This is a genomic window from Agrococcus sp. BE272 (genome assembly GCF_031457935.1).
In the GTDB taxonomy this organism is placed as follows: domain Bacteria; phylum Actinomycetota; class Actinomycetes; order Actinomycetales; family Microbacteriaceae; genus Agrococcus; species Agrococcus sediminis.
In genome coordinates, this window is record NZ_JAVDXL010000002.1 from 326247 (window position 1) to 344609 (window position 18363).

General features: G+C 73.3%; 24 protein-coding genes and 2 tRNA genes. 17 read left to right on the forward strand and 9 right to left on the reverse strand.

The window, feature by feature from the left end:
- The first annotated feature begins 3 nt into the window (after nucleotides 1-3).
- From J2X49_RS07950 to J2X49_RS07970, 5 genes are read left to right on the forward strand one after another with little or no spacing between them, the layout of a single operon-like run.
- Nucleotides 4-630 (forward strand): ECF transporter S component, encoded by a 627-nt coding sequence (locus J2X49_RS07950; protein WP_310124716.1) that lies wholly within the window; start codon nucleotides 4-6, stop codon nucleotides 628-630.
- Entirely contained in the window at nucleotides 627-2072 is a 1446-nt protein-coding gene (locus J2X49_RS07955; RefSeq protein ID WP_310124719.1) for an ABC transporter ATP-binding protein, read from the forward strand. The genes J2X49_RS07950 and J2X49_RS07955 overlap by 4 nt, the downstream gene beginning before the upstream one ends.
- Entirely contained in the window at nucleotides 2069-2830 is a 762-nt protein-coding gene (locus J2X49_RS07960; RefSeq protein WP_310124722.1) for an energy-coupling factor transporter transmembrane component T, read from the forward strand. The genes J2X49_RS07955 and J2X49_RS07960 overlap by 4 nt, the downstream gene beginning before the upstream one ends.
- Complete coding sequence (locus tag J2X49_RS07965) at nucleotides 2827-3336, forward strand: hypothetical protein (protein ID WP_310124727.1); 510 nt, start codon at nucleotides 2827-2829, stop codon at nucleotides 3334-3336. The genes J2X49_RS07960 and J2X49_RS07965 overlap by 4 nt, the downstream gene beginning before the upstream one ends.
- A gap of 48 nt (nucleotides 3337-3384) precedes the next feature.
- Entirely contained in the window at nucleotides 3385-4449 is a 1065-nt protein-coding gene (locus J2X49_RS07970) for an NAD(P)-dependent alcohol dehydrogenase (RefSeq protein WP_246991428.1), read from the forward strand.
- A gap of 18 nt (nucleotides 4450-4467) precedes the next feature.
- Here the strand turns inward: J2X49_RS07970 and J2X49_RS07975 are convergent, their stop codons facing one another.
- Complete coding sequence (locus tag J2X49_RS07975) at nucleotides 4468-4812, reverse strand: metallopeptidase family protein (RefSeq protein ID WP_128190524.1); 345 nt, start codon at nucleotides 4810-4812, stop codon at nucleotides 4468-4470.
- A gap of 82 nt (nucleotides 4813-4894) precedes the next feature.
- Between J2X49_RS07975 and J2X49_RS07980 the strand changes: the two genes are divergently transcribed.
- Both J2X49_RS07980 and J2X49_RS07985 read left to right on the forward strand, forming a co-directional pair.
- On the forward strand, nucleotides 4895-5734 hold the full coding sequence (locus J2X49_RS07980) for a siderophore-interacting protein (RefSeq protein ID WP_310124732.1): 840 nt from the start codon (nucleotides 4895-4897) through the stop codon (nucleotides 5732-5734).
- The gene (locus J2X49_RS07985) at nucleotides 5731-6012 is read left to right on the forward strand and encodes a DUF3253 domain-containing protein (protein ID WP_310124735.1); all 282 of its coding nucleotides are present in this window, start codon (nucleotides 5731-5733) and stop codon (nucleotides 6010-6012) included. The genes J2X49_RS07980 and J2X49_RS07985 overlap by 4 nt, the downstream gene beginning before the upstream one ends.
- Nucleotides 6013-6045: 33 nt before the next feature.
- On the opposite strand, the gene J2X49_RS07990 is transcribed toward J2X49_RS07985, so the two are convergent.
- The 3 genes from J2X49_RS07990 to J2X49_RS08000 form a co-directional block, all read right to left on the reverse strand.
- Nucleotides 6046-6118, reverse strand: a tRNA-His gene (locus J2X49_RS07990).
- 66 nt (nucleotides 6119-6184) lie between these two features.
- Entirely contained in the window at nucleotides 6185-6808 is a 624-nt protein-coding gene (gene orn, locus J2X49_RS07995) for an oligoribonuclease (protein ID WP_128190229.1), read from the reverse strand.
- 25 nt (nucleotides 6809-6833) lie between these two features.
- Nucleotides 6834-7475, reverse strand: coding sequence for an HAD-IA family hydrolase (locus J2X49_RS08000; protein WP_310124743.1), 642 nt, complete (start codon nucleotides 7473-7475; stop codon nucleotides 6834-6836).
- A 109-nt stretch (nucleotides 7476-7584) separates the two neighbouring features.
- Between J2X49_RS08000 and J2X49_RS08005 the strand changes: the two genes are divergently transcribed.
- From J2X49_RS08005 to J2X49_RS08015, 3 genes are all read left to right on the forward strand, one after another.
- Nucleotides 7585-7657 (forward strand) — tRNA-Arg (locus tag J2X49_RS08005).
- A 10-nt stretch (nucleotides 7658-7667) separates the two neighbouring features.
- Nucleotides 7668-8339: a DedA family protein gene (locus J2X49_RS08010; protein ID WP_310124746.1), complete on the forward strand. Its 672-nt coding sequence runs from the start codon at nucleotides 7668-7670 to the stop codon at nucleotides 8337-8339.
- Nucleotides 8340-8431: 92 nt separating this feature from the next.
- Nucleotides 8432-8992, forward strand: coding sequence for a YceI family protein (locus J2X49_RS08015; protein ID WP_128190231.1), 561 nt, complete (start codon nucleotides 8432-8434; stop codon nucleotides 8990-8992).
- A gap of 75 nt (nucleotides 8993-9067) precedes the next feature.
- Here the strand turns inward: J2X49_RS08015 and J2X49_RS08020 are convergent, their stop codons facing one another.
- Nucleotides 9068-9310 (reverse strand): hypothetical protein, encoded by a 243-nt coding sequence (locus tag J2X49_RS08020; protein ID WP_246991380.1) that lies wholly within the window; start codon nucleotides 9308-9310, stop codon nucleotides 9068-9070.
- A gap of 112 nt (nucleotides 9311-9422) precedes the next feature.
- On the opposite strand from J2X49_RS08020, the gene msrA reads away from it, so the two are divergent.
- The 6 genes from msrA to J2X49_RS08050 all read left to right on the forward strand — a co-directional run bounded on the left by msrA (nucleotide 9423) and on the right by J2X49_RS08050 (nucleotide 14689).
- Nucleotides 9423-9947: a peptide-methionine (S)-S-oxide reductase MsrA gene (gene msrA / locus J2X49_RS08025; protein WP_310124753.1), complete on the forward strand. Its 525-nt coding sequence runs from the start codon at nucleotides 9423-9425 to the stop codon at nucleotides 9945-9947.
- Nucleotides 9948-10014: 67 nt separating this feature from the next.
- Nucleotides 10015-10491, forward strand: a complete 477-nt coding sequence (locus J2X49_RS08030) for a single-stranded DNA-binding protein (RefSeq protein ID WP_310124757.1) — start codon at nucleotides 10015-10017, stop codon at nucleotides 10489-10491.
- 44 nt (nucleotides 10492-10535) lie between these two features.
- Nucleotides 10536-10964, forward strand: coding sequence for a DUF6993 domain-containing protein (locus tag J2X49_RS08035; RefSeq protein WP_310124760.1), 429 nt, complete (start codon nucleotides 10536-10538; stop codon nucleotides 10962-10964).
- A 4-nt stretch (nucleotides 10965-10968) separates the two neighbouring features.
- Entirely contained in the window at nucleotides 10969-12651 is a 1683-nt protein-coding gene (gene ettA / locus J2X49_RS08040; RefSeq protein WP_310124764.1) for an energy-dependent translational throttle protein EttA, read from the forward strand.
- On the forward strand, nucleotides 12651-13106 hold the full coding sequence (locus tag J2X49_RS08045) for a thioesterase family protein (RefSeq protein ID WP_128190743.1): 456 nt from the start codon (nucleotides 12651-12653) through the stop codon (nucleotides 13104-13106). The genes ettA and J2X49_RS08045 overlap by 1 nt, the downstream gene beginning before the upstream one ends.
- Before the next feature lie 56 nt (nucleotides 13107-13162).
- Entirely contained in the window at nucleotides 13163-14689 is a 1527-nt protein-coding gene (locus J2X49_RS08050; RefSeq protein ID WP_246991358.1) for a CoA-acylating methylmalonate-semialdehyde dehydrogenase, read from the forward strand.
- Nucleotides 14690-14744: 55 nt separating this feature from the next.
- On the opposite strand, the gene J2X49_RS08055 is transcribed toward J2X49_RS08050, so the two are convergent.
- Complete coding sequence (locus tag J2X49_RS08055; protein ID WP_310124771.1) at nucleotides 14745-15323, reverse strand: GNAT family N-acetyltransferase; 579 nt, start codon at nucleotides 15321-15323, stop codon at nucleotides 14745-14747.
- Nucleotides 15320-16207 (reverse strand): acyl-CoA thioesterase II, encoded by an 888-nt coding sequence (locus J2X49_RS08060; RefSeq protein WP_310124774.1) that lies wholly within the window; start codon nucleotides 16205-16207, stop codon nucleotides 15320-15322. Before J2X49_RS08060 ends, J2X49_RS08055 begins: the two co-directional genes overlap by 4 nt.
- A 51-nt stretch (nucleotides 16208-16258) precedes the next feature.
- Here J2X49_RS08060 and J2X49_RS08065 point away from each other — a divergent pair, with 51 nt between their 5' ends.
- Nucleotides 16259-16873, forward strand: coding sequence for a hypothetical protein (locus tag J2X49_RS08065; protein ID WP_310124779.1), 615 nt, complete (start codon nucleotides 16259-16261; stop codon nucleotides 16871-16873).
- Nucleotides 16874-16885: 12 nt separating this feature from the next.
- Here J2X49_RS08065 and J2X49_RS08070 read toward each other — a convergent pair whose 3' ends face one another.
- Together J2X49_RS08070 and J2X49_RS08075 are read right to left on the reverse strand one after the other, a co-directional pair.
- Entirely contained in the window at nucleotides 16886-17317 is a 432-nt protein-coding gene (locus tag J2X49_RS08070; RefSeq protein ID WP_310124781.1) for an NUDIX domain-containing protein, read from the reverse strand.
- 4 nt (nucleotides 17318-17321) lie between these two features.
- Nucleotides 17322-18359: an App1 family protein gene (locus J2X49_RS08075; RefSeq protein ID WP_128189625.1), complete on the reverse strand. Its 1038-nt coding sequence runs from the start codon at nucleotides 18357-18359 to the stop codon at nucleotides 17322-17324.
- Nucleotides 18360-18363 lie beyond the last annotated feature (4 nt).

An 18363-nucleotide genomic window follows, 5' to 3' on the forward strand; every position in this document is an offset into this window, starting at 1 on the left:
CGAATGACCACCGCACCCACCGCATCCGCCCCGTCGACGGCGCCCGCGCGCCCCCGCACCCGCTGGCGGGTCGTCGACATCGTCGTCGCCGCCGTGCTCGGCGTCGCCACCGGCCTCCTGTTCGTGCTCTGGAACAGCGTCGGCTACGCCTGGTTCACCGCCATGGACGCGCTCACGCCCGGCTTCGGCGGCCTCGCCGTCGGCATCTGGCTCATCGGCGGCGTGCTCGGCGGCCTCATCATCCGCAAGCCCGGCGCCGCCCTGTTCGTCGAGCTGCTCGCCGCGAGCGTCTCGATGCTGCTGGGCAGCCAGTGGTCGATCGAGACGGTCTACTCCGGCATCGCGCAGGGCCTCGGCGCCGAGCTCGTCTTCCTGCTCTTCGCCTACCGCCGCTTCGGGCTGCCGGTCGCGATGCTCGCGGGCGTCGGCGCGGCCGTCGCCGCGTTCGTGCTCGAGCTGTTCCTGAGCGGCAACATCGCCAAGAGCCCCGAGTTCCTCGGCATCTACCTCGGCAGCCTCGTCGTCTCCGGCGCGCTGCTCGCCGGCCTCGTCGGCTGGCTGCTGACGCGGGCGCTCGCCGCGACCGGCGTGCTCGACCGCTTCGCGTCGGGGCGGTCGCGCGCCCGGTGACCGGCTCCCGCATCCGCGCGCGCGGGTGGGGCTGGCGGCACGCAGGCCGCGCGGTGCCCGCCGTCGCCGGGCTCGACCTCGATGTCGAGCCCGGCGAGCGCGTGCTGCTGCTCGGCCCCTCGGGCGCCGGCAAGTCGACGCTGCTCGCGGCGCTCGCGGGTGTGCTCGGCGGCGAGGACGAGGGCGACGAGACCGGAGCGCTCGCCGTCGACGGCGCGCACCCGGCCGGGCTGCGCGGCACGGCCGGGCTCGTGCTGCAGGATCCGCAGGCCAACACGATCATGTCCCGCGTGGGCGACGACGTCGCGTTCGGCTGCGAGAACCTCGCCGTGCCGCGCGACGAGATCTGGCGGCGCGTGCGCGAGGCGCTCGACGCGGTCGGGCTCGACGTGGCGCTCGACCGTTCGACGGCGGCGCTCTCGGGCGGCCAGCGGCAGCGCCTCGCGCTCGCGGGCGTGCTCGCCATGCGGCCGGGGCTCATCCTGCTCGACGAGCCGACCGCGAACCTCGACCCCGAGGGGGTCGTGGAGGTTCGGGATGCGGTCGCCCGCGTCGCGGCCGAGACCGGCGCGACGCTCGTCGTCGTCGAGCACCGCGTCGAGACGTGGCTGCCGGTCGTCGACCGCGTCGTCGTGCTCGCGGCAGGCGGCGGAGCGGTGGCCGACGGCTCGCCGGCCGCCGTCCTCGACGTCCACCGGGCGCAGCTCGCGCACGACGGCGTGTGGGTGCCTGGGCTCCCGGTCGAGGTCGCCCGCGGCGGCCGGCATCCGGGCGAGGCGCTGCTCGTCGGGGAGGCGCTGCGCTCCGGGCGCGACGGCGCCGCCGTGCACGAGCCGCTCGACGTGCAGGTGCGCGCGGGGGAGGCGCTCGTCGTCACCGGGCGCAACGGCGCCGGCAAGTCGACCCTCGCGCTGACGCTCGCCGGCCTCCTTCCCCCGGTCGCGGGCGCCGTGCGCGCCACCGCGCCGCTGCGGGGCGAGCTCGCGGCGGAGGCGCCCATCCGCTGGCGTCCGAAGCAGCTCGCGAGCCGCATCGGCACCGTCTTCCAGCAGCCGGAGCACCAGTTCGTCGCCGCGCGCGTGCGCGACGAGGTCGCGGCGGGGCTGCGGGCGCTCCGGCTGCCGCAGCACGAGGTCGACGCGCGCGTCGGGGGGGTCCTCGCCGCGCTGCGGCTCGACGCGCTCGCCGACGCCAACCCCTTCACGCTCTCCGGCGGCGAGCAGCGCCGGCTCTCGGTGGCGACGGTGCTCGCGCCCGCGCCGCGCGTGATGGTGCTCGACGAGCCCACGTTCGGCCAGGACCGCCGCACCTGGAGCGAGCTCGTGCGCCTCATCGCCTCGCTCGTCGACGACCGCGGCTGCGCCGTCGTCGCCGTGACGCACGACGCCGACGTCGAGCGGGTGCTCGGCGACCGCGTGCTGCGGCTGGGCGGCGAGCGGTGAGCGCGCTCGCTCGGGTCAACCCGGTCACGCCGCTGCTCGCGGCGGTGCTCTACTCGATCCCCATGCTGCTCACGATCGACGTCGTGAGCGCCGCGGTCGCGCTCGCCGCGTGGCTCGTGGTCTTCGCGGCCGCCGGCATCGGGCCTCGCACCGTGCTGCGCCGCACGTGGCCGCTGCTCATCGCCGCGCCGCTGTCGGCGGTGAGCATGCTGCTCTACGCCGAGCCGGCCGGGCGCATCCACGCCCAGGTGTGGCTCGCCACCATCAGCGACCGCTCGATCGAGCTCGCGCTCGCGATCGGGCTGCGCGTGCTCGCGCTCGGCGTGCCGACGCTCGTGGCGCTCGTGGGCCTCGACCCGACCCGGCTCGCCGACGGGCTCGCGCAGGTCGCGCGCCTGCCGCACCGGTTCGTGCTCGCGGCGCTCGCCGGCACGAGGCTGTTCGGCGTGCTGGCCGAGGACTGGCGGCAGATCGCGCTCGCCCGCCGGGCGCGGGGCCTCGGCGACACGGGTGCGGTGCGGCGCGCGCTGCAGGCTGCCTTCGCGCTGCTCGTGGTGGCGCTGCGCCGCGGCGGCACGCTCGCGACCGCGATGGAGGCGCGCGGCTTCGGCGGTGCCGAGCGCACCTGGGCGCGGCCCTCGACCGTCGGGCGCGTCGACGCGCTGCTGCTGATCCTGGCCATCGCCGTCGCGGCGACCGCGATCGGGGCGTCGCTCGCGGCAGGATCGTTCGCACCGGTGTGGGAGGGGGCGCAGTGACCATCACGATCGTCGACGGGCGCTCCGGCTCGGGCAAGACGGCCCTCGCCGAGCGCATCGCCGCCGACTCCGGTGCGCGCATCATCCACATGGACGACCTCTACGCCGGCTGGCACGGCCTCGCGACCGGCTCGCGCCTGCTCGAGCGCGGCATCCTCGCGCCGCTCGCCGAGGGGCGGACGGCCGTCTGGCGCCGCTGGGACTGGGCGGTGGGCGACTGGGGCGCCGAGGACAGCGCCGAGCCCGGCGAGGCGCTCGTCGTCGAGGGCTGCGGCTCGCTCACGCTCGAGAGCCGCGAGCACGCCGACCTCGCGATCTGGCTGGAGGCGCCCGAGGCGGTCCGGCGGGCGCGGGCGCTCGAGCGCGACGGCGACGACTCGTGGTGGATGCTGTGGCGCGAGCAGGAGGACGCGCACATCGCCGCCAACGGCCCGGTCGCGCTCGCCGACGAGGTGCGCGACACCGCGGGGCCGCCGCCGGGCGGGTTCCCTGCATCCGGCGCGTAGGCTTGCCGCCGGCATCCGCCGATGCCGCACGATCCTCGAGGAGGCCGCATGCCCATCCCGACGAAGGCGCTGCAGAAGACCGCAGCCGACCAGCCGTTCCGCGTCGCCACGATCGAGCGCCGCGACCCGCGCCCGAACGACGTGGTCATCTCCATCCAGGCCGCCGGCATCTGCCACAGCGACATCCACACCATCCGCGACGAGTGGGGCGCCGCGCCCTTCCCGCTCACGGTCGGCCACGAGATCGCGGGCATCGTCGAGGCCGTCGGCGACGCGGTCACGCGCCACGCCGTCGGCGACCGCGTCGGCGTCGGCTGCCTCGTCGACTCGTGCGGCGAGTGCGAGCAGTGCCTCGCCGACGAGGAGCAGGACTGCCTGAACGGCGCCGTCGGCACCTATGCCGCCGTCGACCGCGACGGCACCATCACGCAGGGCGGCTACAGCGAGCGCGTCGTGGTCGACGAGCGCTTCGTGCTGCGCATCCCGGATGGGCTCGAGCTCGACGTCGCGGCGCCGCTGCTCTGCGCCGGCATCACGCTCTACTCGCCGATCGACCGCTGGGGCGTGGGCCCCGGCAAGAAGGTGGCCGTCGTCGGCCTGGGCGGGCTCGGCCACATGGGCGTGCAGCTCTCGGCCGCGAAGGGCGCCGAGGTCACGGTGCTCTCGCGCAGCCTCGCGAAGGCCGAGCTCGCGAAGGAGCTGGGTGCCGCCAGCACGATCGCGACCGGCGAGGACGGCTGGGCCGAGGCGCACAAGGGCGAGTTCGACGTCATCCTCAACACCGTGAGCGCCGACCTCGACCTCGGCACCTACCTGTCGATCCTCAAGCCGCACGGCGCGATGGTGAACGTCGGCCTGCCGCCGGCGCCGCAGCCGCTGCACCTCGGCTCGCTCATCATGGGCGGCAAGGTGCTCGCGGGCTCCAACATCGGCGGCATCCGGCAGACGCAGGAGATGCTCGACTTCTGCGCCGAGCACGGCATCGGCGCCGTCATCGAGCGGATCGGCATCGACGACGTGGATGCCGCGTACGACCGGGTGGTCGACGGCGACGTGCGGTTCCGCTTCGTCATCGACACCACGGCGCTCGCCGACGCGACGCCTGCCGCATAGCGGCCCAGGGGTGGGCGGCTACGCCCACCCCAGCTCGTGGAGCTGCTCGTCGTCGATCCCGTAGAAGTGCGCGATCTCGTGCACGAGCGTGGTGCGCACCTCGGCGCGCAGCTCCTCGAGCGTCTCGCTCGCGTCGAGGTGCGGCAGCCGGTAGACCATGATCCGGTCCGGCAGCTCGCCGAAGCCGTACTGCCCGCGATCGGTGATCGCGACGCCCTCGTAGATGCCGAGCAGGTCCTCCTCGGGGTGCTCGTCCTCGACCAGGAAGACGACGTTGTCGAGATCCTCGACCATCTCGTCCGGCAGCGCGTCGAGCACCTCCGTCACGAGCTCCTCGAACGCCTCGTGGCCCATCTCGAGCATGCGTCCCCCTCGGCTGTGCGCGATGCGCTCGAGCCTATCGACGGCCGCCGGGCGCGAGCCCGCTGCTAGCGTCGGGAGCACCATGAGCATCCCCGGCCGCCCGCCCCGCCCGAAGCGTCCGCAGCACGTCATGGAGGTCATCCGCACCGAGCGCATCGGTCCGAGCCTCGTGCGCGTGTGGATCGGCGGGGGCGGGTTCGCGACGTTCGCGCCCAACGCGTTCACCGACGCCTACGTGAAGCTCTCGTTCGCGAAGCCCGAGCTCGGCCTCGAGCCGCCCTACGACCTCGCGGCGCTGCGCGAGTCGCTCGCCCCCGAGGACCTGCCGGTCACGCGCACCTACACGGTGCGCGCGGTCGCCGACGACGCGCTCGCGATCGATGTCGTCGTGCACGGCGACGCGGGGATCGCCGGCCCGTGGGCGGCCCGGGCGCAGCCGGGGGAGCGCGTGGTGCTCAGCGGCCCCGGCGGCGCCTACGCCCCCGACCCGACGGCCGACTGGCACCTGCTCGCGGGCGACGAGTCGGCGCTGCCCGCGATCGCGAGCGCGCTCGAGGCGCTGCCGGCCGACGCGCGCGGCATCGCGATCCTCGAGGCGCGGGATGCCTCGGAGGAGATCCCGCTGCGGCACCCGGCGGGCGTCGAGGTGCGCTGGCTGCACCGCGGCGAGCCGAGCACCGCGACGACACGGCGGCTCGCCGACGCCGTCGCGGCGCTGGCGCTGCCGGAGGGCCGGGTGCACGCGTTCGTGCACGGCGAGCGGGAGTCGATGAAGGCGATGCGCGACGAGCTGCTCGGTCGGCGCGGGCTGCCCCGCGACCGCGTGTCGCTCTCGGGCTACTGGGCGCTCGGCCGCACCGAGGACCGCTTCCAGGCCGAGAAGCGCGAGCCGATCGGCGAGATCGTGCCGCGCGAGGCATGAGCGCCGACGGCGCCGCGATGGAGTCGGCCATCCTCGCCCTGCTCGCCGAGCGCCGCGACGGCGCCACCATCTGCCCGAGCGATGCGGCACGGCGCGTCGCGGGCGACGACCCGGCGGCGTGGCGGCCGCGCATGGACGACGCGCGGGCGGCCGCCGCGCGGCTCGTCGAGCGCGGCGAGGTCGTGATCACGCAGCGGGGGAGCGAGGTCGACCCCGAGCTCGCGCGCGGGCCGATCCGCATCCGTCGCACGCCGGATGCTGCGCCCGAGCACGAGTGAAGGCCCGGAGGATCTCCTCCGGGCCTTCATCTGGGTGAGTAACGGGACTTGAACCCGCGACATCCGCCACCACAAGGCGGCGCTCTACCAACTGAGCTATACCCACCATGTGCGCTCAGAACGCAACCAGGACAGCATACGACATCCGGGGCCGGATCGCCGCATCGGGGGCTCACCCTGGCAGGTGCGCCCCGAACCCGTCGGAGACGTCGCGCGCGATCGCCTGGAGCTCGTCGCTCGCGCGGCCGGGCGCATCCGTGAACACTGCGCGCCGGTAGTAGCGCAGCTCGCGGATCGACTCGAGGATGTCGGCGAGCGCGCGGTGGCCGCCGGCCTTCTCGGGCGCCTGGAAGTAGGCGCGCGGGAACCAGCGGCGCGAGAGCTCCTTGATGCTCGAGACGTCGATCGAGCGGTAGTGCAGGAAGCCGTCGAGCACGGGCATGTAGCGCGCGAGGAACATGCGGTCGGTGCCGATCGTGTTGCCGCCGAGCGGCGCGGTGCGCTCGAGCGGCACGAAGCGCTGCACGTAGGCGAGCACCTCGAGCTCGGCCTCGGCGAGCGGCATGCCGTGCGGGATCTCGGCGTCGAGGCCGCTCGTCGCGTGCATCTGCCGCACGAAGTCGCCCATCTGCTCGAGCGCCGCGTCGGAGGGCTTGATCACGATCTGCAGGCCCGGGTCGAGCACCTCGAGCTCGAAGTCGGTCACGACGACCGCGATCTCCACCAGCTCGTCGACGCTCGGGTCGAGCCCCGTCATCTCGCAGTCGATCCAGACGATCCGGTCACTCGCAGCCATAGCCTCATCGTATGCGCCGCCGCGCTCAGCCGAGCGCGGCGAAGAGCTCGTCGGAGTCGACGTCGGCGAGGGTGCCGATCGTGCGCTCTGCAGGCACCGGCGACTGGGGCAGTTGCGTCGTGAGGAACCACAGGCGGGCGCCGGCCGCCGCCGCCGAGCGCGCGCCGCTGCCCGAGTCCTCGAACGCGATCGAGGCGGATGCGTCGGCGCCGAGCCGGCGGACGGCGAGCGCGTAGGGCTCGGGGTCGGGCTTCGACCGCTCCACGTCGTCGGCCGAGACCGCGAACCGCAGCGCCCCCTTCGGCGCGGCCTCGAGCAGCGCGCGGGCGTTCTCGCCCGATGCGTTGGTGATGAGCGCCGCGGGGATGCCGCGCTCGGCGACGCGCTCGAGCAGCGCGAGGCTGCCCGGCAGCCACGGCACGTCCTCCCGGACGCCCGCCGCGACGGCGCCGGCGATCTCGGCGACGATCGCTGCTCGGTCCATGTCGACGCCGCGCTCGCGCATCCGCTCGCCCCACTCGACCATCGGCCGCCCCGTGGTCCAGTGGCAGTCCTCGGTCGTCCACTCGATGCGGTGCGCCCGCGCGAATCGGCGCATCTCGTCGTGCCACATGGGCTCCGAGTCGATGAGCGTGCCGTCCATGTCGAACAGGAGTGCGCCGGTCATGAGCCTAGCCTGGCATGACGCGGGCTCCAGGACCGGCGGCGCCGCGACCGGGCGTCGCTCGTCAGCCGCAGGATCGGCTCAGATGCCCCCGCTTAGAATCGCTGTGCCCGCCCCCGTAGCTCAGCGGATAGAGCAGGAGCCTTCTAATCTCTTGGTCGCAGGTTCGACTCCTGCCGGGGGCACATGCCCTCCATGCTCGACGTCCTCACCCAGACCCAGCCCGCCGACGACCTCACCGGCGTCGCCGGCTGGGCCGTCAGCCTGATGGAGACGGTCGGCGCTCCCGGTGCGGCGATCGCGATCGCCGCCGAGAACCTGTTCCCGCCGATCCCCAGCGAGGTGATCCTGCCGCTCGCGGGCTTCACCGCGGCGCAGGGCGGCTTCACGCTCGCCGAGGCCATCATCTGGACCACCATCGGGTCCGTCGTCGGCGCGCTCGCGCTCTACCTGCTGGGCAGGTGGCTCGGCCACGAGCGGCTGGCGAGGATCGCGAGCCGCGTGCCGCTCGTGCGGGCGAGCGACATCGACAAGACGACCGCGTGGTTCGCGCGGCACGGCTGGAAGACGGTGCTCTTCGGGCGGTTCCTGCCGATCTTCCGCAGCCTCATCTCGATCCCGGCGGGCATCGAGCGCATGCCGCTGCCGCTGTTCCTCGGCCTGACGCTCGTCGGCTCGGCCATCTGGAACACGATCTTCATCATGATCGGCTTCTCGCTCGGCCGGAACTACCACGTGATCGAGCCCTACATGGACACGCTCCAGTGGGTGGTCGTCGCGGTCGTGCTCGTCGTGATCGCGTGGTGGGTGACCGCGCGCGTGCTGCGCAACCGCCGCGAGGGCAAGGACCTCCTGCACGGCGAGTGAGCGGCGGGGATGCTCGGATGGATCGGGAATGCGATCGCGTCGCCGCCGGTTGGTTCGATTCTGAAGGACTTCCGACTCACCGAAAGGCTCCCATGCTGCAGAACATCCCCGGCTATCAGCCCGGCACCTACGTCATCGACGGCTCGCACTCGAACGTCACCTTCTCCGTGCGCCACATGATGGTGGCGAAGGTCCGCGGCGAGATCGAGGGCCTCGAGGGCACCATCGTGCTCGCCGAGCAGCCCGAGGAGTCGTCGATCACGGCGACCGTCGACCCGTCGACGATCAACACCAAGAACGCCGACCGCGACCAGCACCTGCGCTCGAACGACTTCTTCGCGATCGAGGAGCACCCCGAGTGGACCTTCGTCTCCACTGGCGCGCGCGTCGACGGCGACGACCTCTACGTCGACGGCGACCTGACGCTGCGCGGCGTGACGAAGCCCGTCTCGCTGCTGCTCGAGTTCGGCGGCATCGGCCCCGACACGTGGGGCAACACCCGCGCCGGCGCCTCGGCCCGCACGCGCATCAAGCGCAGCGACTTCGGCATCAGCTGGAACGTCGCCATCGAGACCGGTGGCGTCATGCTGTCGGACGACGTCGACATCGAGATCGAGATCTCGGCGATCCAGCAGGCCCCCGTCGCGGCCTGAGCCGGCGGCACACACCTGCGGAGCGGGGTCGGGGCGCACGCCCCGGCCCCGCTCCTCGCATGTTGGCGGCCGGCATCAGGGGCCGGTGAAGCAGGCGAGCGCGTCGTCGAGCGACCAGCCGCGTCCGATCGGCAGCAGGGTGGTGCCGCCCGGCAGCAGGCGGCGCGACTCGAACGCGGGGCCGCCCGGCCCGTCGACGCGCGCGATGTAGCCGAGGGCGAGGCCGGATGCGCTCACCACGCGCCAGAGGTCGTCGCGCACGCGGCGCGTGGCGACGTGCGCCGCTCGAGGGGCTGTGCCCCGCTGGGTGCTGCTCATGATGGCCATCGCGACTCCTTCCGCACCACCGACGCTACGAGCGGCCACCCACATGCCGCGGGCGCGCCCGCGGGCATGGGGTGCGCACAGGCTCGCCGTCTAGGCTCGACGCATGCGTGAGATCGTGCTTGCCGGTGGCTGCTTCTGGTGCCTCGACGCGGCGTACCGCGTCGTCGAGGGCGTGGAGGAGGTCGTCTCCGGCTACACCGGCGGCTCCGTCGCCCACCCGAGCTACGACCTCGTGTGCACCGGCACCACCGGGCACGCCGAGGCCGTCAAGGTCGTCTACGACGAGGAGCGGCTGCCGACCGAGGTCGTGCTCGACATGTTCTTCACGATGCACGACCCGCGGCAGCTCAACCGGCAGGGCAACGACGTCGGCACGCAGTACCGGTCGGCGATGTTCTACCGCGACGACGCCGAGCGCGAGGCCTTCGAGGCCGCGATCGCGCGCGCCGGCGAGTGGTGGCCGGGCGAGATCGTCACGACGCTCGAGCCGCTCGGCGAGTTCTTCGACGCCGAGGAGCACCACCAGGACTTCTTCGCGAAGAACCCGACGCAGGGCTACTGCCTCGCCGTCGCGGTGCCGAAGGTCAACAAGATCCGCGCCGGCTTCGCCGAGTACCTGCGCGGCTGATCGGGGTTCTCCACAGCTCGGGCCCGGCCGCGCCCGCGCGCCGAGCACCGCGGTGCATCCTCGCGGCATGAACGATGCAATCACCGTCGTCGGGTCCCTCGGAGGCGACCCGATCGTGAAGACCGTCAACGGCGACCGCGTGGCCGAGTTCCGGCTCGCGAGCACGAGTCGCCGCAAGGAGGACGAGCAGTGGGTCGACGCCCACACCAACTGGTTCTCCGTCGAGGCGTGGGGCGGCTTCGCCGAGCACGTCGGATCGTCGCTGCGCAAGGGCGACCTCGTCGTCGTGCTCGGCAAGCTCAAGGTCGACCAGTGGGAGTCGGGCGACAAGCGCGGCACGAGCGTCAAGATCCGCGCCGAGCACGTCGGGCATTCGCTGCGCGTCGGCCCGGTGACGCGCGAGCGCCGGCAGCCGCAGCCCGACGCTGAGCACCGCGAGCCGGCACCCGCCGACCGCGAGGCGCAGGCGCCTGCGCCGGCACTGGTCGGCGCAGGCGCCGAGCAGTGGCTCGCGCCCGGAGCCGACGCCGATCCGCCCTTCTGAGCCCTAGGCTGGGGCCGTCCGGTCCGGCAGGTGGAGGAGGGCGCGTGCGCCAGCTCGCGGCAGTCGTGCTGCTCGCCTCGCTCGTCCTCGCCGGCTGCGCGTCGTCGCCGGGGCCGGCTGAGCCGGTCCCCGCGGCATCGCCGGAGGCCGGCGGCCTCGCCGACGCTCCCGCACCCTCGGACGAGGGCGACGAGGCGCTCGCCGTCTTCCGCTCGGCGCTCGAGGGGCAGTCGCCGAGCGCCCCCGACGCGCTCGTGGCGGCGGTCGAGGCCGCTGGCTTCGAGCGGTCGGCGATCGAGCGCACGCGCGAGGTCGACTCGCTCGGCGCGCCCGTCACGTTCGTGCAGATCGCGGTCAGGGAGCGCGACGGATGCCTCGTCGGCAGCGTCGGCGAGGGCGAGGCGACCGCCGTCCGGGCGAGCGCGCTCGGCAGCGGCCGGTGCCTGGTGGGGGAGATCGTCACCGTAGACTGAGGGCATGGCCGAATACATCTACTCCCTCGTGCGCGCCCGCAAGACGGTGGGCGACAAGGTGATCCTCGACGACGTCACGACCGCGGTGATCCCCGGCGCGAAGATCGGCGTGGTCGGCCCCAACGGCGCGGGCAAGTCGACGATCCTGAAGATCATCGCCGGCCTCGACACGCCCTCGAACGGCGAGGCAAAGCTCTCGCCCGGCTACTCGGTCGGCATCCTCATGCAGGAGCCCGAGCTCGACGAGTCGAAGACCGTGCTCGAGAACGTGCAGGAGGCCTTCGGCCCGATGATGGCGAAGATCGCGCGCTTCAACGAGATCTCGGCCGAGATGGCGAACCCCGACGCCGACTTCGACGCGCTCATGACCGAGATGGGCACGCTGCAGGAGCAGATCGACGCGGCCGACGCGTGGGACCTCGACTCCCAGCTCGAGCAGGCGATGGACGCGCTGCGCTGCCCGCCCGGCGACTGGCCGGTCACCACCCTCTCCGGCGGCGAGAAGCGCCGCGTGGCGCTGTGCAAGCTGCTGCTCGAGAAGCCCGACCTGCTGCTGCTCGACGAGCCCACCAACCACCTCGACGCCGAGAGCGTGCTGTGGCTCGAGCAGCACCTTGCCAAGTATCCCGGCGCGGTCATGGCCGTCACCCACGACCGGTACTTCCTCGACCACGTCGCGGGCTGGATCTGCGAGGTCGACCGCGGCCGCCTCTACCCGTACGAGGGCAACTACTCGACCTACCTCGAGAAGAAGGCCGAGCGACTGCAGGTGCAGGGCAAGAAGGACGCCAAGCTCGCGAAGCGCCTCTCCGAGGAGCTCGACTGGGTGCGCAGCAACCAGAAGGGCCGCCAGGCGAAGTCGAAGGCCCGCCTCGCCCGCTACGAGGAGATGGCGACCGAGGCCGAGCGCACCAAGAAGCTCGACTTCGAGGAGATCCAGATCCCGCCGGGCCCGCGCCTCGGCTCGATCGTGCTCGAGGCGAACGACCTCGAGAAGGGCTTCGGCGACCGCATGCTCATCGACGGGCTGTCGTTCAGCCTGCCGCGCAACGGCATCGTCGGCGTCATCGGCCCGAACGGCGTCGGCAAGACCACCCTCTTCAAGACCATCGTGGGCCTCGAGCCGCTCGACGGCGGCGACCTGAAGATCGGCGAGACCGTCAAGCTCAGCTACGTCGACCAGGGCCGCTCCAACATCGACCCCAACAAGAACCTGTGGGAGGTCGTGTCCGACGGGCTCGACTACATCCAGGTCGGCAACGTCGAGATCCCGTCGCGCGCCTACGTCAGCAAGTTCGGCTTCAAGGGCCCGGACCAGCAGAAGAAGGCCGGCGTCCTCTCGGGCGGTGAGCGCAACCGCCTCAACCTCGCGCTCACGCTCAAGCAGGGCGGCAACCTGCTGCTGCTCGACGAGCCCACGAACGACCTTGACATCGACACGCTCTCGAGCCTCGAGAACGCGCTGCTCGAGTTCCCCGGCTGCGCCGTCGTGATCACCCACGACCGGTGGTTCCTCGACCGCATCGCCACGCACATCCTCGCCTACGAGGGCACCGACGAGCACCCGGCCGAGTGGTACTGGTTCGAGGGCAACTTCGAGGCCTACGAGCAGAACAAGATCGAGCGGCTCGGCCCGGAGGCGGCGAAGCCCCACCGCTCGGCGTACCGCAAGCTCACGAGGGACTGATGCGCCTCGCGGTGCCGGTGCGCGTGCGCTGGTCCGACCTCGACGCGTACGGGCACGTCAACAACGCGGCGCTGCTGACCCTGCTCGAGGAGGCCCGCGTCTCGGCGTTCTGGGCGGGCGGGCCGGAGGGCTCGCCCACCACCGCGATCATCGATGCCGGGCCCGGCGCGACGAGCGTGACCGTCATCGCGCGGCAGGAGGCCGAGTACCTCGGGCAGATCCCGCACCACCGCGAGCCGATCGTCGTCGACATCTGGGTCGGGCAGCTCGGCGGCGCGAGCATGCAGGTCTGCTACGAGGTACTCTCGCCCGATCGCTCCGAGGTGTACGCGCGGGCGGCGACGACCGTGGTGATGCTGGATGCGTCGACGGGCCGGCCGCGCCGGCTGAGCGACGCGGAGCGGGAGGCCTGGGCGCCCTACGTGGAGGCGCCGGTCGAGTTCCGCCGGGGCTGAGGCCCGCCGGTAGGCTGGCAGCGCAACGAGGCCACCCTTCTGGAGGAGCTCCCACCATGACCGACACCGCTGTCGAGACCACCGAGCAGTCCACCGCCCCCACCCGCATCCCGCACTGGATCGCAGGCCGGCGCCGCGAGGGCCACGGCCGCACGGCGCCCGTGTTCAACCCCGCGATCGGCGTCGCCGTGTCGGAGGTCGGCCTCGCGAGCGCCGACGAGGTCTCGGAGGCGATCGCGACCGCGAAGGCGGCGTTCCCCGCCTGGCGCGACCTGTCGATCGCGAAGCGGCAGTCGATCATGTTCCGCTTCCGCGAGCTCATCGTGCAGCGCCGCGACGAGCTCGCGACGATCGTCACGCGCGAGCACGGCAAGGTGCACTCCGACGCGCTCGGCGAGATCGCGCGCGGCATCGAGGTCGCCGAGCTCGCCACCGCGTTCCCGCTGCTCACGAAGGGCGAGTACTCGGAGAACGCGTCGACGGGCGTCGACGTCTACTCGCTGCGCCAGCCGCTCGGCGTGGTCGGGATCATCAGCCCGTTCAACTTCCCGGCGATGATCCCGCTGTGGTTCGCGCCGGTCGCGCTCGCCGCGGGCAACTGCGTCGTCATCAAGCCGAGCGAGAAGGACCCGTCGGCGGCGGTCTTCATCGCCGAGCTCTTCCAGGAGGCCGGCCTGCCCGACGGCGTGCTCACGGTCGTGCACGGTGACAAGGAGGCCGTCGACACGCTGCTGACGCACCCCGACGTGCAGGCGATCTCGTTCGTCGGCTCGACGCCGATCGCCGAGTACGTGTACGAGACGGGCTCGAAGCACGGCAAGCGCGTGCAGGCCCTCGGCGGCGCGAAGAACCACATGCTCGTGCTGCCCGACGCCGACCTCGACGTCACCGCCGACGCGGCCGTGAACGCGGGCTTCGGCTCGGCGGGCGAGCGCTGCATGGCGATCTCGGTCGTCGTCGCCGTCGACTCGATCGCCGACGAGCTGACCGCCAAGATCAAGGAGAAGATGGCGGCGATCCGCACGGGCGACGGCACGCGCGACAACGACATGGGCCCGCTCATCACCGGCGCGCACCGCGACAAGGTGGCCGGCTACATCCAGACCGCCGCCGACGACGGCGCCGACCTGGTCGTCGACGGCCGCGACCCCGAGGTCGACGGCGACCCGAACGGCTTCTGGCTGAAGCCGACGCTCATCGACAACGTGCCGACGGACTCCGCCGCCTACAAGGAGGAGATCTTCGGGCCGGTGCTCTCGGTCGTGCGCGTGGCCTCCTACGAGGAGGGCCTCGAGCTCATCAACAGCAACCCCTACGGCAACGGCACCGCCATCTTCACGAACGACGGCGGCGCCGCGCGCCGGTTCCAGAACGAGGTGCAGGTGGGCATGGTCGGCATCAACGTGCCGATCCCGGTGCCCGTCGGCTACCACTCGTTCGGCGGCTGGAAGCGCTCGATCTTCGGCCAGGGCAAGGCCTACGGCAAGCACGCGTTCGAGTTCTACACGCGCGAGAAGGTCGTCACGAGCCGCTGGCTCGACCCGAGCCACGGCGGCCTGAACCTCGGCTTCCCCGAGAACTAGCCCCGAGTACGAGCCCTGAGCGCACGGCGCCCCGCCTCCGGACGGGGCGCCGTCGCTATGCCGCGTCGCGCCGGACGGCGAGGATGAGCGCGGTGCCGAGCTCGCCGGTGGCCGGGTTGACCTCGTTCTCGACCAGTCGCGCCTCGACCGCCATGCCGAGCCGCTCGGCCACGATCCGCGAGGCGACGTTCTCCTCGTCGAGGTCGGCGATCACGCGGTGCGCGCCCATCGCCCACGCGAGCTGCAGCGCCGCCCGCGCGGCCTCGGTGGCGATGCCCTTGCCCTGCGCGTCGGCGGCGATCATCCAGCCGAGCTCGAACTGCCGGCCGGCGAGGCTCGTGATGCGCAGCATGAGGTCGCCGACGAGCCGGCCGTCGAGCTCGATGCCCAGCTGCGCCGCGTCGCCGTCGCGCAGGTAGACGGGGGCGCCGCCGGCCGTCCAGGCCATGAGCTCGGCCTCGGTCTGGTCGCGGTTGTAGGTCCAGCGCCGCTGCCCGGGGGCGTTGCGGTAGTCGCGCACGGCGTCGAGGTCGTCGGGCCGGAGCGTGCGCAGCACGAGGCGCTCGGTGCGCAGCGGCAGCGCGTCGCGCAGGGTGCGCATGGCCTCGGCGGGGGCGATCGGCTCGACCCTCATGCGGGGTCGCCCGGCTGCTCGGGCACGCGCACCATGCCCTCCTGCGCGATCGTCGCGACGTGGGTGCCGTCGGCCGTGTAGACGAAGCCGTTCGCGAGGCCGCGACCGCCGCCGGAGGAGCTCGTCTCGAGCTCGAGCAGCAGCCACTCGTCGACCCGCGCCGGCCGGTGCCACCAGACGGCGTGGTCGAGGCTCGCGGCCTTGAGCCCGGGCGTCGCCCAGGCGGCGCCGTGCATGCGCACGATCGGCTCGAGGATCGCGTAGTCGGAGAGGTAGGCGAGCGCCGCGCGGTGCAGCGCGTCGTCGTCGGGCAGGCGGTCCTTCGCCTTGATCCAGACGTGCTGCTTGCCGTGCCGGGGGCGCGTGGGGTCGGGCACGTAGACGGGCCCCTCGACGTGGCGGATGTCGAAGGGGCGGGCGATGACGGCGCGCGCCTGCGGGTGGCCGGCGTAGGGCGCGAGGAGGTCCTCCGAGCTCGGCAGCTCCTCGGGCCGCGGCAGGCCCTCCGGCATCGTGTGCTGCGAGCTGGGGCCGGGGTCGTCGTCCTGGAAGGACGAGATCATCGACATGATCGGCACGCCCTGCTGGTAGGCCTGCACGCGCCGCGTCGAGAACGAGCGGCCGTCGTGGATGCGCTCGACGGCGAGCGTGATCGGCAGCTCGACGTCGCCCGGCCGCACGAAGTAGCCGTGCACCGAGTGGATGCGCCGCGCCTCGGCGACCGTGCGCTGCGCGGCGACGACGGCCTGCGCCATGACCTGGCCGCCGAACACGCGGCCGAACGGCATCGGGTGGCTCGTGCCGGTGAAGATGTCCTCGCTCGTGCGGGCGCCCGTCTCGGCCAGGGCCAGGGTCTCCAGCAGGATGCGGATGCGCTCGGTCATGCGGGTCCTCTCGAACGGTGCCCGACGGGGCCGCTCTAGTCTAGGGAGCGCATGCACGCCATCCTCTCCCTCGACGAGCGCGCCCGCGCCGACCTCGTCCTCCTGCTCGACCGCGCCGCCGTCTTCGGCGACGGCACGGTGCGGCTCGCGGCCGACGGCGACGTCGCGCTGCTGACCACGCCCATGACCGCCTCGAGCGGCTTGCTCGACACCGGCCCGACGATCCTCGTCGCGCGGGCGTCGCGCATGCGCGAGCCGGCGAGGTTCGACGGCGTCGTGGCGCTGCCGGCGCTGCGCGACGCGCTGCGCGAGGGCGCCGACGTCGAGGTGCCGGATGCCGTGGGTCGCCCGGCGTGGGCGGCCGTCTCGCCGCCGCGGGGCGGCTGGGCGCACGCGGGCGACGTCGATGCGGAGGCGGTGCGGGCGCTCGCCGCGCAGGCGGCGGCCGACGTCGAGGCCGCGCTGCCGCGCTCGCCGGGCGAGGCGGTGCGGCGCCGCGCGGAGCGCGCGGTCTGGGCGCGCGCGGTCGACCCGAGCGGGCTGACCGCCGGGCAGGCGGCGGCGCTCGTGGCCATGCGCTTCCTGGGCGACGCGCCAGTGCGCGTCACCGAGGCCGGCGGCTGGGTGCGTGCCTCGGGGCACGCGGGCGAGGTGCTCGCCCGCTAGGCAGGCGCTCGGTCAATCGAGGCCGAGCAGCTCGGTGAGCCCCTCGGGCACGAGCGTGAGGTCGGGGTCGGCGCGGTGCTCGGCGGTCAGCCACCACACCGGATGGCCGGCGTCGGTCGTGCACGGCAGGATCGCCTCCGCGTCGACGTGCACCTCGAAGACGAACACGATCTCGTGGCGCAGGCCCTGCGGCAGCCGCAGCGGGCTCTCGAGCACGCCGAGCAGCCGCGGCTCGACCGCCTCGAGGCCGAGCTCCTCGCGCAGCTCCCGCACCACCGCATCCGCCGCCCGCTCGCCGAGGTCGATGCCGCCGCCCGGCGGCCGGGCGTAGGTGCGACCCTCGACGCCCGCGCTCGTGACGAGCAGCCGCCCCGCGGCGTCGCGGATGGCCGCGACCGCGATGGCGCGCGGCCCGTCGTGGGTGCCCGAGATCTGCAGCCTCACGGCGTCACAGCACCGCGAGCTCGGGGATGGCGCCGAGCTCCTTCGCCAGGCCGCCGCCGTTCGACGACCACACCCACGGGTGCATCGACCGCGTCTCGGCGTGCTTGCGGCCACCGGCCAGCACCGCTTCCTGCGTCGACAGCGCGCGGATCGCCACGGCCCGCACGTTCTGCGGGTGGGCGTTCGCGAACTCGCCGTAGAGCTCCTCGTCGTGCTGGCCGTCGTCGCCGACGAGCAGCCACTGCATGTGCGGGAACTCGCGCGCGAGCCGCCGCAGCTGCGCGCGCTTGTGCTCCTTGCCGGAGCGGAAGAAGCGGTCGTGCGTGGGCCCCCAGTCGGTCAGCAGCAGGCTGCCGGCGGGGTAGAGGTTGCGCGAGAGGAAGCGCGTGAGCGCGGGCGCCGCGTTCCAGGCACCGGTCGAGAGGTAGATGAAGGGGCTGCCCGGGTGCTGCTGCGCGATGCGCTCGTAGAGCACGGCCATGCCGGGGACCGGCGTGCGCCCGTGCTCGTCGAGCACGAAGGCGTTCCAGGCGGCGAGCAGCGGCCGGGGGAGCGACGTCACCATCACCGTGTCGTCGATGTCGCTGACGATGCCGAAGCGCGTGGCGGGATCGACGACGAAGACCGGCGCGACGACGGGCGCGGAGCCGGGCACCGACACCGTCACCTCCTGCCAGCCGGGATCGAGGCGGATGGGCACGATGGCGTCGAGCACGCCGCCGCGGTCGGCGGTCACCACGTGCCGCACGCCCCCGCCCTCGATCGTGACGTCGACGTCGTTGAGGGAGAGCGACGTGAACGAGCGCCAGCCGCGCACGTCCTCGTACTGCGCGCCGCGCTCGCCGCCGGGCTCCACGAGCAGCACGCGCGCGAGCACGCGCACCCAGCCGTCGCCGCCGTACCCGGGGTAGGCGACGATCGCGGGCAGCCGGCCGGCGCGCAGCGCGATGGCCTCGCGCTGCTCGTGCAGCCAGTCCTCGACGCGCGCCGCGGTGTGCTTGATCGGCTCAGGGATGCGCGCGAGCGGATCGAGCTCCTCCATGCGT

Coding starts and splice junctions, on each gene's coding strand:
- J2X49_RS07950 (WP_310124716.1), top strand. CDS start 4: ATGACCACCGCACCCACCGCATCCGCCCCGTCGACGGCGCCCGCGCGC.
- J2X49_RS07970 (WP_246991428.1), top strand. CDS start 3,385: ATGCCCATCCCGACGAAGGCGCTGCAGAAGACCGCAGCCGACCAGCCG.
- J2X49_RS07975 (WP_128190524.1), bottom strand. CDS start 4,812: ATGCTCGAGATGGGCCACGAGGCGTTCGAGGAGCTCGTGACGGAGGTG.
- J2X49_RS07980 (WP_310124732.1), top strand. CDS start 4,895: ATGAGCATCCCCGGCCGCCCGCCCCGCCCGAAGCGTCCGCAGCACGTC.
- J2X49_RS07985 (WP_310124735.1), top strand. CDS start 5,731: ATGAGCGCCGACGGCGCCGCGATGGAGTCGGCCATCCTCGCCCTGCTC.
- orn (WP_128190229.1), bottom strand. CDS start 6,808: ATGGCTGCGAGTGACCGGATCGTCTGGATCGACTGCGAGATGACGGGG.
- J2X49_RS08000 (WP_310124743.1), bottom strand. CDS start 7,475: ATGACCGGCGCACTCCTGTTCGACATGGACGGCACGCTCATCGACTCG.
- J2X49_RS08010 (WP_310124746.1), top strand. CDS start 7,668: ATGCTCGACGTCCTCACCCAGACCCAGCCCGCCGACGACCTCACCGGC.
- J2X49_RS08015 (WP_128190231.1), top strand. CDS start 8,432: ATGCTGCAGAACATCCCCGGCTATCAGCCCGGCACCTACGTCATCGAC.
- J2X49_RS08020 (WP_246991380.1), bottom strand. CDS start 9,310: ATGAGCAGCACCCAGCGGGGCACAGCCCCTCGAGCGGCGCACGTCGCC.
- msrA (WP_310124753.1), top strand. CDS start 9,423: ATGCGTGAGATCGTGCTTGCCGGTGGCTGCTTCTGGTGCCTCGACGCG.
- J2X49_RS08030 (WP_310124757.1), top strand. CDS start 10,015: ATGAACGATGCAATCACCGTCGTCGGGTCCCTCGGAGGCGACCCGATC.
- ettA (WP_310124764.1), top strand. CDS start 10,969: ATGGCCGAATACATCTACTCCCTCGTGCGCGCCCGCAAGACGGTGGGC.
- J2X49_RS08045 (WP_128190743.1), top strand. CDS start 12,651: ATGCGCCTCGCGGTGCCGGTGCGCGTGCGCTGGTCCGACCTCGACGCG.
- J2X49_RS08050 (WP_246991358.1), top strand. CDS start 13,163: ATGACCGACACCGCTGTCGAGACCACCGAGCAGTCCACCGCCCCCACC.
- J2X49_RS08055 (WP_310124771.1), bottom strand. CDS start 15,323: ATGAGGGTCGAGCCGATCGCCCCCGCCGAGGCCATGCGCACCCTGCGC.
- J2X49_RS08060 (WP_310124774.1), bottom strand. CDS start 16,207: ATGACCGAGCGCATCCGCATCCTGCTGGAGACCCTGGCCCTGGCCGAG.
- J2X49_RS08065 (WP_310124779.1), top strand. CDS start 16,259: ATGCACGCCATCCTCTCCCTCGACGAGCGCGCCCGCGCCGACCTCGTC.
- J2X49_RS08075 (WP_128189625.1), bottom strand. CDS start 18,359: ATGGAGGAGCTCGATCCGCTCGCGCGCATCCCTGAGCCGATCAAGCAC.